This is a genomic window from Tardiphaga sp. 862_B3_N4_1 (genome assembly GCF_051811085.1).
In the GTDB taxonomy this organism is placed as follows: Bacteria; Pseudomonadota; Alphaproteobacteria; order Rhizobiales; family Xanthobacteraceae; genus Tardiphaga; species Tardiphaga robiniae.
Map to the genome: position 1 here is coordinate 3,340,122 of NZ_JBPWQB010000001.1, position 13,224 is coordinate 3,353,345.

9 protein-coding genes are annotated in these 13,224 nt (G+C 60.6%); 4 read left to right on the forward strand and 5 right to left on the reverse strand.

The features are described 5' to 3' along the window. Window positions 1–90 precede the first annotated feature (90 nt). Entirely contained in the window at window positions 91–1,263 is a 1,173-nt protein-coding gene (locus AB8B02_RS15965) for a M20 aminoacylase family protein (RefSeq protein ID WP_093756520.1), read from the reverse strand. 165 nt (window positions 1,264–1,428) lie between these two features. Here AB8B02_RS15965 and AB8B02_RS15970 point away from each other — a divergent pair, with 165 nt between their 5' ends. Continuing rightward, window positions 1,429–3,048 carry a GMC family oxidoreductase gene (locus AB8B02_RS15970; protein WP_439064411.1) on the forward strand — a complete coding sequence of 540 codons (1,620 nt, stop codon included), beginning with the start codon at window positions 1,429–1,431 and terminating at the stop codon, window positions 3,046–3,048. Window positions 3,049–3,051: 3 nt separating this feature from the next. Here the strand turns inward: AB8B02_RS15970 and hpnO are convergent, their stop codons facing one another. Continuing rightward, a complete protein-coding gene (gene hpnO, locus AB8B02_RS15975; RefSeq protein WP_439064412.1) occupies window positions 3,052–4,443 on the reverse strand; it encodes an aminobacteriohopanetriol synthase HpnO in 1,392 nt (463 codons plus the stop codon). A 99-nt stretch (window positions 4,444–4,542) separates the two neighbouring features. Here hpnO and AB8B02_RS15980 point away from each other — a divergent pair, with 99 nt between their 5' ends. Then, complete coding sequence (locus AB8B02_RS15980) at window positions 4,543–5,250, forward strand: DUF2147 domain-containing protein (RefSeq protein ID WP_439064661.1); 708 nt, start codon at window positions 4,543–4,545, stop codon at window positions 5,248–5,250. Here AB8B02_RS15980 and AB8B02_RS15985 read toward each other — a convergent pair. Beyond that, a complete protein-coding gene (locus AB8B02_RS15985) occupies window positions 5,240–7,828 on the reverse strand; it encodes an MMPL family transporter (protein ID WP_439064413.1) in 2,589 nt (862 codons plus the stop codon). The two genes, AB8B02_RS15980 and AB8B02_RS15985, sit on opposite strands and share 11 nt — an antisense overlap. Window positions 7,829–8,222: 394 nt before the next feature. Here AB8B02_RS15985 and ispH point away from each other — a divergent pair, with 394 nt between their 5' ends. Together ispH and hpnH are read left to right on the forward strand one after the other, a co-directional pair. Beyond that, window positions 8,223–9,188, forward strand: a complete 966-nt coding sequence (ispH, locus tag AB8B02_RS15990) for a 4-hydroxy-3-methylbut-2-enyl diphosphate reductase (protein ID WP_439064414.1) — start codon at window positions 8,223–8,225, stop codon at window positions 9,186–9,188. Between the two features lie 21 nt (window positions 9,189–9,209). After that, a complete protein-coding gene (gene hpnH, locus AB8B02_RS15995) occupies window positions 9,210–10,379 on the forward strand; it encodes an adenosyl-hopene transferase HpnH (RefSeq protein ID WP_439064415.1) in 1,170 nt (389 codons plus the stop codon). 105 nt (window positions 10,380–10,484) lie between these two features. Here hpnH and AB8B02_RS16000 read toward each other — a convergent pair whose 3' ends face one another. Both AB8B02_RS16000 and shc read right to left on the reverse strand, forming a co-directional pair. Continuing rightward, window positions 10,485–11,219 carry a phosphorylase gene (locus AB8B02_RS16000; RefSeq protein WP_093756529.1) on the reverse strand — a complete coding sequence of 245 codons (735 nt, stop codon included), beginning with the start codon at window positions 11,217–11,219 and terminating at the stop codon, window positions 10,485–10,487. Next, window positions 11,216–13,189 carry a squalene--hopene cyclase gene (shc, locus tag AB8B02_RS16005; protein WP_439064416.1) on the reverse strand — a complete coding sequence of 658 codons (1,974 nt, stop codon included), beginning with the start codon at window positions 13,187–13,189 and terminating at the stop codon, window positions 11,216–11,218. The genes AB8B02_RS16000 and shc overlap by 4 nt, the downstream gene beginning before the upstream one ends. Between the last annotated feature and the right edge of the window lie 35 nt (window positions 13,190–13,224).

The window sequence follows — 13,224 nt, forward strand, 5'->3', positions numbered from 1 at the left end:
GGGTGTTTCCCGCGGCTCAACGTCACCTGTTGTGTCTTGTTCCTGAGGTTGTGACGCAGCTATTAAAAATCATTGCGTGGACGCCCGCTGTCAGGCCGCCAGCGTGGTCTCCACCAGCTTCACCCAATAGGACGTGCCGTAAACGATGGCGTCGTCGTTGAAATTATAGGCGGGGTGGTGCAGCCCGGCGCTGTCGCCGTTTCCGCAGAAGATGAAGGCGCCGGGGCGCGCTTCCAGCATATAGGCGAAGTCTTCGGCGCCCATCACCGGCGGCATGTCGATATTGACCTTCTCGGCCCCGGATATTTCGCTGGCGACGCGCACCGCCATGTCGGTCTCGGCGCGATGGTTGACCACCACGGGATAGCCGCGGTCATAGTCGAGCACGATCTTCGCGCCGGTCTGCAGCGCGACGCCGTTGACCACCTCGTTCATGCGCTTCTCCATGAGATCGCGCACTTCGGCGTTCAACGTTCGCACGGTGCCGCGCAGTTCAGCGGTCGCCGGGATGACGTTGCTGGCATGCCCGGCATGGAATTCACAGATCGACAGCACCGCGGATTCCAGGGGATTGACGGTACGGGAAACGATCGTCTGCAGCGCCATCACGAGCTGCGAGCCGACCAGCACGGAATCGATGGTCTTGTGCGGATAGGCGGCATGGCCGCCCTTGCCCTCGATCTGGATCGAGATGCGGTCCATCGCCGCCATGATCGGGCCCGGACGCAGCGCGAAGGAGCCGACGGGCATGCCGGGATTGTTGTGCATGCCATAGACCTGATCGATCTTGAAACGGTCCATCAAGCCGTCCTTGATCATCGCCGCAGCGCCCGCACCGCCCTCTTCGGCCGGCTGGAAGATGACGACGGCATCGCCGGCGAAATTGCGGGTCTCCGCGAGATATTGCGCCGCTCCCAGCAGCATGGACGTGTGACCATCGTGACCGCAGGCATGCATCTTGCCCGGGGTCTTCGAGGCGTAAGGCAGATTGGTCTCTTCCTCGATGGGCAGCGCGTCCATGTCGGCGCGCAGCCCGATCACCTTGTGCTCGCCCGAGGCCGGCTTGCGGCCCCTGATGACGCCCACGACACCCGTTCGTCCCAAGCCCGTCACAACTTCGTCGCAACCGAACTCCTTCAGTCGTTCCGCCACGAAGCCCGCGGTCCGGTGCACGTCATACATCAGCTCGGGATGGGCATGCAGGTCACGGCGCCAGGCCATGATTTCCGGTTGCAGATCGGCGACACGATTGATGATGGGCATGGGTCAAGGTCTCGATGCGGTGGAACGGCGATATCCTTGTCTAGCATGTCGCGTGCCAACGGCCCACCCCACCGGCCCCATCACACGCTGTACAGACGCCCGCCGCCTCGTTAATCCCTTTCGGCACGGCAGGTGAGACCGTGAAACGGATGCGGCAGGGAAACGATGACGACACGGCTCGAGGGTGATTTCGATTATATCGTGGTTGGTGCAGGTACCGCCGGTTGCATCGTCGCCAATCGACTCTCGGCAGATCCCGCCAAGCGCGTCCTCATCCTGGAGGCCGGCGGCAACGACAACTGGATCTGGTTTCACATTCCGGTCGGCTACCTCTTTGCCATCGGCAACCCCCGCTCCGACTGGATGTTTCGCACCGAGCCGGAGCCCGGCCTCAATGGCCGCGCGCTGGCCTATCCGCGCGGCAAGGTGATCGGTGGCTCCTCCGCGATCAATGCCATGATCTCGATGCGCGGCCAGGCGGCCGACTACGACCACTGGCGACAGCTCGGCCTCAATGGTTGGGGTTATGACGATGTCCTCCCGGCGTTCAAGACATTGGAAGATCATTTCCTCGGCGCTAGTGAACATCACGGCGCGGGTGGCGGTTGGCGTATCGAAGAGCCGCGGCTGTCGTGGAAAGTACTCGACGCCGTCGGCGATGCAGCGGCCGAAATGGGCATTCGCAAGACCGCCGATTTCAACACCGGCGACAATGAAGGCATCGGCTATTTTCACGTCAACCAGAAGCGCGGCCGCCGCTGGTCGTCGGCGCGTGGCTTTCTCAAACCGGCATTGAGCCGCCCGAACCTGCGGCTTGAAACCAAAGTGATGGTCGATCGCCTGATCGTCGAAAACGGCCGCGCCGTCGGCGTGCGCTTCACCCAGAACGGCCAGGAGATCGAGGCACGCGCCAGGGGTGAAGTCGTCCTGTGTGCTGGCGCGGTTGGCTCACCGCATCTGTTGCAGCGCTCCGGCATCGGGCCCGCGGAGTGGCTGTCCGCCGCTGGTGTCGACATCACACTCGATCGTCAGGGCGTCGGTCGTAACCTGCAGGACCACCTGCAGCAGCGCGCGATTTACAAGGTCTCCGGCGTGCGCACGCTGAACGAGACCTACTACAATCTGTTCCGCCGTGGCTGGATGGGCGTCGATTACGCGCTTCGCCGCCGCGGACCGTTGACCATGGCGCCATCGCAGCTTGGCATCTTCACGCGCTCCGATGCCCATCGCGAACGCGCCAACATCCAGTTTCACGTGCAGCCGCTCTCGCTCGACAAATTCGGCGATCCGCTACATCGCTTTCCGGCGATCACCATTGCTGCCTGCAATCTGCAGCCCACATCGCGCGGCGAAATCAAACTGCGCTCGGCGAAGCCCGATGACGCCCCGGCCATCGCCCCTCACTACCTCTCGACGGACGACGACCGTCAGGTTGCTGCCGATGCGATCCGCGTGACACGCAGGTTGATGAAGCAGCAGGCGCTCGCCGCCTATCATCCCGAAGAATATCTGCCGGGGCCATCGGTTGGCGACGATGCGGCGTCGCTGGCCAAGGCCGCCGGCGATATCGGCACCACCATCTTCCATCCTGTCGGGACCGCGAAAATGGGCACAGCCTCGGACCCGATGGCCGTGGTGGACGAGCGGCTGCGCTTCTACGGGATCGCCGGATTGCGCGTCGTGGACGCCTCGGTCATGCCAACGATCACGTCGGGCAATACAAACACGCCGACCGCGATGATCGCGGAAAAAGGCGCGTCGATGATCGTGGCGGATGGACGGTAGGGTTTAAGCTGACTTCCGCACGGCGTTGTCGACCAGCGTCTTGCCGAGCGACCAGATCGCACCAGGAACCTTATGGCTATCGGCGATCACGGTACGGAACGAGTTCTCGATCCACTTTCCGTCGTCCTCGGTGACCACCAGCGGCGGCAGCAGCTTGATGGTGTGACTGCCGTGGCCGGAGACCTGAGTCAGAATCTTCTGCTCCTTGAACAGCGGTACGGTGATCAACTGGCAGAACAGGCCTTTGCTGGCCGACTCCAGGATGTTCCATGATGCCTTGAGGCGCAGCGACTTCGGCGGGCCGAATTCGACACCGATCATGAGACCTTTGCCGCGCACTTCCTTCAGAAGCTCGAATTCGGGAATCATGTTCTGCAGAGCGAGCCGCAATTCGGCACCGCGCTTAGCCGCGTTCTCGACCAGCTTCTCATGCTTCATGATTTCCAGCGTGGCGATACCGGCGGCCATCGCCAGATCGTTCTTGCCGAAGGTCGAACCATGGACCAGCGAGCGATCCATCCGGTTGAAGATCTTGTCGAAGATGCTTTTTCGCGTCAGCAGTGCGCCAACAGGAACATGACCTCCCGACAAGGCTTTTGCGAGAAGGATCATGTCGGGCTCGACATTCCAGTGCTCGATCGCCAGAAATTTTCCGGTGCGTCCGAGGCCGGTCTGGATTTCATCGGCGATGAACAGCGTGCCGTATTTGCGGCACAGCGCAGCGGCGCCCGACAGGAATTCGTCGGTGGGCAGGTTGACGCCTTTGCCCTGGATCGGTTCGACGATGAAGCCGGCAACCTGCTTGGACGACAGCGCCTTCTCCAGCGCTTCGAGGTCGTTGAATGGCACCGTGGTGCAGCCCGAGAGCAGCGGGCCGAAGCCGGTGCGGAAATTGGTGTCGTCGGTCAGCGACAGCGCGCCATAGGTCAGTCCGTGATAGGCGTGATCGCAATATACGATCCCGTCGCGGCCGGTCGCATTGCGAGCAAATTTGATAGCCGCCTCGACGGTTTCCGCGCCCGAGTTCGCGAAAAACACCTTGTCCATATAGGGGACGTTTTCCAGCAGCTTCTCTGAGAGAATACCTGCGAGTGTGGAAACATCCATTTGCACCAAATTGGGCATGTCGGCGTCGAGCACGCTTTTGAGCGCATTCCGCATCACCGGATGGTTCCGGCCAATCGCAAAAACGCCAAATCCGCTCAGTAGATCGAGATAACGGGCGCCGTCCCGGTCGAACAAATACTGGCCGGTGCCTCGCTGAAAGCCAACGTCATATCCGATGGTCTTGAGGACTCGAACGAGCTGTTCATTAAGATGGCGCGTATGCATCGAGCTACGCTGCGCCTCCCGTTCAACAAACATCTCGGAAACGTCTAGATTCGGATATACCATGAGTTACATACGTCGGTTGATGGTCGCTTCGTCAACTGAAAACCGTAAATGCGGCGATTTGACTTCGCCGAGAACCGCTACTTAAGCATAGGTCTAAACATGTTGCAGCGCCCACGCATTACTACGCGTACTCTTACATATTGCGGAATCCTTTTTTCGGCAGGCTTGTTTTCGGCAGGGCTGGCTCCCGCATTTGCAGCTGATCCGACCGGCGATTGGAAGGTCGAGGACGGCGTCGCGCATATTCGTGTTGCTGAATGCGGTGGCAGCATGTGGGGGGCCGTAGCCTGGGAAAAGACCCCCGGCGGGATCGACAAGAACAATCCCGATGCCACCAAGAAGGCGCGCCCCACTCTGGGCATCGTGACATTGCTGGACATGAAAAAGAATGCCGCAAACGACAAGTGGGCGGGTCAGGTTTACAATGCCAAGGACGGAAAATTCTATAAATCGACGATCAAGCTCGGTGATACAGCTGACGAACTTGAAATCGAAGGATGCGTCCTCGGTTTCCTGTGCGGCGGTCAGACCTGGACGCGCGTAGGCCCGTCGATTCCATCGAGCCCCTCGAACCTCACCGCCAAGGGCGCCCTGCCCAAGGCGGGCGCTGCCACCGGTGGCAAGATGGCCCCAGCTACTACTCCGACAGTTGCTGCTGCACCCAAGGCTGCACCGGCTCCTGCGGCCGGCACACCCAAGGCCACGGCTCCTGCCGGTCAAAAAACCGCTGCGGCAACAGTGCCGGGACAGCCAGCCGATATCGGCGATATCTGCCTGCTGCCCGAGATCAACAAGGTCACTCACTAGTCTCGCGCGGCTTACCCATGAGAGCCGGCTGGAATAGCAGCACGGCCGCCAGCGTCACGACAAAGGACATCGCGAGCAGTTTACCCATGCTCGCGGTGCCCGGATGGTTCGACAGCCACAGGCTGCCAAACGCCGTGGCAGTCGTCAGCGCGCTAAAGAAAATCGCGCGTGTCAGTGATGACTGCAGCAGGTTCTTGTAGCCTGCCCGCCACGCCGTCACATAGTATATCTTGAACGCCACGCCGACGCCGAGCAGCAGCGGCAGCGCGATGATGTTGGCGAAGTTCAGCGGCAAGCCGATCAGCACACAGATCTCCAGCGTGACCGTTCCCGCCACCAGCAAGGGCACGATCGTCAGCAACACGTCGCTGATGCGCCGCAAAGCCAGCCACAGCAACAACGAGATCGAAAGGAGCGCCCAGATGCCCGCATGAATGAAGGCGGTGACAATGGTGTCGCCCGACTTCAGGATCGAGATCGGACCACCGACGGCGAGCGGCTCGGACTTCAGCACGGCATCGGCGAACTTGCGCAACGTGTCGTTATCGTTCGGATCGCCGTTGGGCTGCGCCTCGACGCGGATCTGGCCATCCTTGGTCTTCCACGAATTCACCAATTCGGCTGGCAAGGTCTGCAAACTGATCGGGCTCGCCTGCATCAGATTACGCAACTGCCCCAACGCAAGCTTGAGCGGCACCACAAAGGTCGCCTGCACCTGATCGCGCACAGGCTGGCTAGCATCAGCGGTCTTGGCCAATGCATCCGCCAGACGCTTCGCGGCGACAGCGCCGGGACTGGTCTGCGTTCCCGCAAGTTTGCGCAGGCTCGCCGCGGAGTCCTTCAGAGAGGTGACATTTTCCGCATCGGTTGGCGCCTTGTCGATCGACTCAGGGTTCAAAGCCGGCTCGAGAATCTTCGCACCCTCCTGGATCGCCTTTAGCTTGGCGGGCTGATCCTCAGGCACGAAGCTGCCGAGCGAAATCGTACGAGCCACTTCCGGGACCTTAGAGAGACGTTCTTCGACCTGCTTCGCAGCGGCCTCGTTTGGCGCCATGATATTGACGGCATTGGCGCCGGTGTTCGGATCCTTGCGCAGATCGAGGAAGGTCGCGATCGACTCGACATTCGGATTGCGCAGGTTGATCGGATTGAAGTCGAACTTCAGGAAGTAGAGCAACGGCAGACCGGCGATCGTGAGCGCCAGTGTGATGCCGATAATCCAGAAACGCTTCTCTTCCAGGAAACGGTCGACAGGCGCCAGGAACGCATAACCGACGGGCTCCTTTTCGCCCGCGGGATTCAAAAGGTCGAGCAATGCCGGCAGAACGGTGATGCTGGTCAGGAACGCTATCATCATGCCGGCGCCGGCGATCTTGCCGAGTTCGGACACGCCTTTGTAATCGGTCGGAAGGAACGACAGAAAACCGGCAGCCGTTGCGAAAGCGGCGAGCGACAGGGGCACGGCACAATATTCGGCGGCCTTCGTCAAAGCCAGCGGCAGGTTGTCATTCTTGTAGCGCTCGGAGCGGTAACGCACGCTGAACTGAATGCCGAAGTCGACGCCGAGGCCGACGAACAACACGGCAAATGCAATCGACAGCAGATTCAGCGAGCCAACCATCATAAGACCGACGGCGGTCGTTGTGACGAGGCCGACGAACAGAGTTGCGAACACGGCAACGATGATCTTGGCCGAGTGCAGCGCCATCCAGAGGATGACCAGCACGATCAAAACCGTACCGATCCCGTTGACGATGGCTCCATCCTGCACGGTGGAGAATTCCTCGTTTGCGATGGGGACCGGGCCGGTCAACCGCACGCGGGCGCCGTATTCGCCAGCGATGTTCAGGTCGATGGCAGCCTGCCGGATCGCATCTGTCGCGGTCTTGCCGGGCTCAAGCGCGTTGAAGTCGAGGATAGGCTTGATTTCGATGAAGCCGCGCTTGTCGCCATCCGTCAGAGGCTTGTCGCTGACCAGCCCGCGCCATGAGAAGGTGCCCTTGCCGTTTTTCAGCACGTCCTCGATGGTTTGCGAAACGGCGTTGAAGGTCGGCGCTGCAGCGTCGAGCTGAAGCTGCCCGCGGCGAATGCCGGTGAGGCCGGTCTCCAGCGCGCCGGTGAGACCGCGCAGACTGGGATCGCCGGCCATGATTTCAATCAAGGGAGCGGCTTGCTGGAACTGGCCCGTCAGTTGCACAACTTCCTTGGTCGGCAGGAACAGCAAGCCGTTTTTCTCGAAGAACGCTCCGCCATCCAATCGGCGAACCGAGTCGAAATCCGTCTTGTTGGTCACCAGCTTCGCTTCCATCGCATTGGCTGCAGCATTGGCGAATTCAGGCGTGGGCGCCTCAACCACCGCGATGATCAGGCGCTCCTGGTCGAAGGCCTTGTCGAAGGCAATGTCGCGCTGACGCCAATCGAGATTGGGCGAGATCAGCTTGTTGATGTCTGTATTGATCGAGAAATTCTTCGCTGTGTAATAGCTCGCGCCAATCGAAAGAAGCACACAAACGAGCACCACCGGCAGGGCAAACCGGGTGCAGAAGTTCACGATCGAGACGACAACTCTTGTCAGCACGCTTTTTCTTTCTATTTGGACGAGGCTCGCAAAGAATGCGGTTCACGAGTGAGGGTTCCGCAAACCATTACTTTCGCATTGGATGCGCTTTGCTTTCAGCAATGTGATGGGATGGCATAAAACGTGCTGATCACCGTAGCAACGGCCGTGTTAGCGACGCCTCGTCGCGCCGTAAAGTGACGAACAAGTGAGAGTTTTCAGGTTCTTGTGGCGCAACCGCAAGATATTACCGCAACCCGGCCAGTCGTCGCAAACCACGTTTTCGGTTCGTGATTGCATACTGAGTGATTTTTGTCACACAGAACGGCTCAAATATCCAGCTGGGCTGGATATGTGCCTGATTGTGGTACAGAATTAAGGATTATACCGGAATCAATTATGGACTTTGTACCACGTGCTTGATCGTCGTCCCCTTGAAATCTTTCTGGCTCAGCCGCGCGGCTTCTGCGCGGGCGTCGTGCGTGCCATCGAGATCGTAGAGCGTGCTCTCGAACGCTACGGGGCGCCGGTCTATGTCCGCCATGAGATCGTCCATAACAAATACGTAGTCGAGAGCCTGAAGGCTAAGGGCGCCATTTTCGTCGAGGAACTCTCCGAAGTACCTCCGAATGCCATGACCGTCTTCAGCGCCCATGGCGTCGCCCGGAGCGTCGAGGAAGAAGCGGCTACCCGTGGCTTGCCTGTTTTGAATGCAACTTGCCCGCTTGTTACCAAGGTCCACAACCAGGGCAAGCGGTACATGTCCAAGGGCCGTAAGGTCATCCTGATCGGCCACGCAGGCCATCCGGAGGTCGACGGTACCATGGGACAGGTACCCGGCCCGGTTTACCTTGTTCAGAGCGTTGAGGACGTGAAGACGCTAACGCTGCCACCGCAGGAACCGGTCGCCTATATCACCCAGACGACCCTCAGCGTGGATGACACCAAGGACATCATTTTGGCCCTGGAACAGCGTTTCAGTGACATTGAGGGCCCCGATACCCGCGATATCTGCTATGCAACACAAAACCGCCAATCTGCGGTAAGAGACCTCAGCAAACTTGTGGACGTCATCCTGGTCGTCGGGGCGACCAACAGTTCCAACTCGAACCGGTTGCGCGAAATCGGCACCGAAGTCGGTGTCGCAAGTTACCTCATTGCCGATGGCAGCGAACTCAACCCCGCCTGGTTGAAGGATGCGCGTGCCGTAGGCATCACGGCTGGCGCATCCGCGCCAGAAGTGCTTGTAGATGACGTGATCGAGACCTTACGGCGGATCGGACCGGTTGCGGTGTCGGTGTTGCCCGGACGTGAAGAGAATATCGAATTCAAGCTACCCGCCGAACTGACCGCGGTTCGATCCACCTTCGTCACGATGTGATGCGCAGAGAGAAAATTCGAAATGGCCATTCCGTTTTTTAAAGAAATGAAGATCGGCTCCTATCTGTTGAAGAAGAAGCTGACTGGCCAGAAGCGCTATCCGCTGGTGCTGATGCTGGAGCCACTTTTCCGCTGCAACCTGGCCTGTGTCGGCTGTGGCAAGATCGACTATCCGAACGCTATCCTCAACCGCCGCATGTCGGCGCAGGAATGCTGGGATGCCGCCGATGAGTGCGGCGCGCCGATGGTTGCGATCCCGGGCGGCGAGCCGCTGATCCACAAAGAAATCGGCGAGATCGTGCGCGGCCTGGTCGAGCGCAAGAAGTTCGTCTCGCTCTGCACCAACGCGCTGCTGCTCGAGAAGAAGCTCGACCTGTTCACCCCATCGCCCTACCTGTTCTTCTCAGTGCATCTCGACGGTCTCAAGGATCATCACGACAAGGCCGTGTCGCAGGAAGGCGTGTTCGACCGCGCCGTGTCCGCGATCAAGGCTGCCAAGGCGCGCGGCTTCGCCGTCAACGTCAACGCGACCATCTTCGACGGCCATGCGGCCGAGGACATTGCCAAGTTCCTCGACTACACCGTTGAGCTCGGCGTCGGCGTCTCGATGTCGCCGGGCTATGCCTATGAGCGCGCACCGGATCAGGAGCACTTCCTGAACCGCACCAAGACCAAAAAGCTGTTCCGCGACGTCTTTGCACTCGGCAAGGGCAAGAAGTGGAACATCATGCATTCCGGCCTGTTCCTGGACTTTCTCGCCGGCAACCAGGAATACGAGTGCAAGCCGTGGGGCATGCCCGCACGCAACATCTTCGGCTGGCAGAAGCCCTGCTACCTGCTCGGTGAAGGCTACACCAAGACCTTCAAGGAATTGATGGACACCACCGATTGGGACACCTACGGCACCGGCAAGTACGAGAAGTGCGCCGACTGTATGGCCCATTGCGGCTACGAGCCTACCGCCGCGGACGAAGCCATCAGCAACCCGTTCAAGGCCATGTGGGTGGCGATGCGCGGCGTGAAAACGTCGGGCCCGATGGCGCCGGAAATCGACCTTACCAAGCAGCGTCCGGCACAGTACGTGTTCTCGTCGGAAGTGCAGAAGCGCCTGTCGGACATCCGCAAGGAAGAAGCTGTCGCCGCTGCCGCCAAGGCAGAGGAAAAGGCGCAGAAGGCTTCGACCGCCGCCTGAGCAATTTCAAGCTGAATATAAAAAAAGGGCGCGATGCAGATCGCGCCCTTTTTCTTTGAAAGATTGAATTCGCGAGACGCCCGGCAAACACCGCCAGAGTAGCGCTCAGACGTCCGCGGAAACGAGGTTCGTGTGCCCGAGCAAATAGCTGCGGCAGTCCCGCAGGCTGCGTAGCGCGCGATTGAAGTCGCGCCCGGTCGAAACCAGCGCCCGAATCACCAGCGGATTGCGGGCAATGCCGCGCAGCACCTTGCGCAGATCGACATCACCATTGGGTTTGATCGCAGTGGTGGCGATTTCCGGCAGGGCGCGATGGGCGGGATCGCTGACGACGCGCAGTGCGGCGAACGGCAGTCCGGCCATGGCGGCAAATTCAGCGGCGATGTGGCTTTCCATATCGACGGCAGCGGCGCCGAATTCCGAGCGCAGTGCGGCCTTGCCGGCCTGCCCCGTCACGACCTTCTCGACACCAACCAGCCCGCCACGAAACACCTTCTGGCGGCCGACGCCGGCACCGGCGATCAGTTCGTCGCTAAGGATCTCAGACGCTGACCAACGGCTGTTGCCGGCCACCACTTCCGTGGCCACAACGACAGCGCCTGATTTGAGATCGGGATCGAGACCGCCGGCGACGCCGAAGCTGATGACGCCGCGGATGGTGGCAGGGTCGAAGTCAGCCAGCAGGCTGCGGAGCTGGACAGGGTCACTTGAACTGCAAATCACGGTCATTCCCGGCCCGGCAGCGATCTTCGCTTCCTGGACCAGCCCCGTGACGATCAATACCGGCCGCGGGTCGGTTGTATCGCCCGCGGTCGAAATGCCCCCATCGCCCAAAATCACATCCCAACCCCTACCGTCTTGCTGTTGGTGCTCTTCAAATTCCGGAACCGCGCCAACGCCCAGAGCGGAAAGAATTTCGAGTAGCCATGATAACGCAGATAAAACACGCGGGGGAAGCCGGTAGCCGTGTAACGGGCCTCCTCCCAGAGTCCTTTTTCCGTCTGTGTGTCCATCAGGTACCGCGTTCCACTGGCGACAGCCGGATTATCGACCTCGCCTGCCGCCATCAGGGCAAGCAAGGCCCATGCCGTTTGCGACGACGTGCTCGGGGCCGCCTCGAATCCCTTGTAATCGAGTCGGTAGCTGACCGCATCTTCGCCCCAGCCGCCGTCCTCGTTCTGGATCGACAGCAGCCAGGCCACCGCCTTGCGGAACGCCGGATCCTGGTGGTCGATGCCAACAGCATTGAGAGCGCACAGCACCGACCAGGTGCCGTAGATGTAGTTCAGGCCCCAGCGGCCATACCAGGAGCCCTCCGCGAGCTGGGTACGGCGCAGATATTCCACACCGTCTGCCAGCGGCTTCGAGGTTTCGACGGTGTCGCCAAGCTGCGCCAGCATTGAGACGCAGCGCGCGGTGACGTCCTCGGTCGGCGGATCGAGCAGCGCGCCATGGTCCGAGAACGGGATGTTGTTGAGGTAATATTCGAGGTTATCGACCTCGAACGCCGCGAAACCGCCGTCGCTGCTCTGCATGCCCAGGATCCACTCCCGACCGCGATCGAGCGCAACGTCGTATTCCTTGCCACCAGTCTGACGGCGCGCGCGGTCCATCGCCATCATCACCACGGCCGTATCGTCGAGATCCGGGTAATAGGCGTTGTTGTACTGGAACGCCCAGCCGCCCGGACGCAGGTCCGGCCGCTTCACCGCCCAGTCGCCCTTCACGTCGAGCACCTGCTTCGTCGCCAGCCAGTCGAGCCCTTCTTTCGCCGGACCGAACGCTTCATCGCCGCCGGTCTCCAGCATCGCATGCGCGGTCAGCGCGGTGTCCCACACTGGCGATACGCAAGGCTGGCAATAGGCTTCGACCTCACCGACAATCAGAAGTTTGTCGATACCGCGGCGCTGGATGGCGCGGGGCGGATAGTCGGCGGGGAAGCCGAGCACTTCATACATCATGACCATATTGGCCATCGGCGGATAGATCGCGCCGAGACCGTCTTCGCCGTTCAGGCGCTCCTCGCAGAACTCGACGGCTTTCGCGATCGAATGGGCGCGGAGTTTCTTTGGGAAATACGGTTCGGCGGCGCGGAGCAGAATATCGATACCGGTGAAGAAGGCGAACATCGCGCGTCTCTGATGCGGCGCGCGTTTAATGCCACCGATCCTGGATGGATCTTCCAGGAACAGCTCGTCGATGCCGACGCCCTTCTTGTTCTGCGCGCGCGGCTTCAGCGCTGCGAGCACCATGAGCGGCACGATCGTGGTGCGCGCCCAGTAGGACATCTTGTTGAGGTGGAACGGAAACCACATCGGCAGCAGCATGATCTCGACCGGCAGCACCGGAGTGGCGCGCCACGAGAGGATGCCGAACATCGCCAGCAGGAAGCGCGTGAAGACGTTGACGTTGACGGCGCCGCCGCGCGAGCGGATCGCTTCGCGGGCGCGGACCATATGCGGCGCGTCGGTCGAATCGCCGATCATCTTCAGCGCGAAATACACTTTCACGCTGGCGCTCATATCGAAGTCGCCGTCCTGCACCAGCGCCCAGCCGCCATGCTTGCCCTGGGTGCGGCGCAGATAGTTGGCGATCTTGCCTTCAAGCTCGGCATCGACGGGCTCGCCGAGGTAGTGCCGCAACAACACGTATTCTGACGGGATCGTGCCGTCGGCTTCGAGCTCAAATACCCAATGGCCGTCAGGCTGCCGGAACTTCAGCAGGCCCTGCTTAGCCGAAGCGATGCTCGTCTCGAGCGCCGCGTTCTGAATTGTGATCTCTGGACTGACCGAATGCATCTCGCTCGCCATATCTCCGTACTCGTCGTGAATGATCGTCTGGCTGC